The 236-nt window shown below is 44.9% G+C and carries 1 rRNA gene; it reads left to right on the top strand.

The features are described 5' to 3' along the window. Positions 1–236, top strand: a 23S ribosomal RNA gene (locus tag V6C27_15000); the annotation flags it as partial.

The raw sequence follows: 236 nt of genomic DNA on the forward strand, positions 1-236 counted from the left end.
AAAATCATCCCTAAACAAAAGCATTCATTCAACAAAAGATTTTGCAATAAATGTTTCCCAGGGGCTAAGTTATGAGAGACACAAGGGTGTAGTAGTAATTCCATCCCAAGGTAGGGGAGCGTTCCTATTGCATTGAAGCAGTACCGTAAGGAGCTGTGGAGTGGTAGGAAGTGAGAATGCCGGTATGAGTATGCGATAAGGCAGGTGAGAATCCTGCCCGCCGAAAACCCAAGGTT

The sequence above is a fragment of the Peptococcaceae bacterium 1198_IL3148 genome (assembly GCA_036763105.1).
Classification (GTDB): domain Bacteria; phylum Bacillota; class Desulfotomaculia; order Desulfotomaculales; family Desulfohalotomaculaceae; genus JBAIYS01.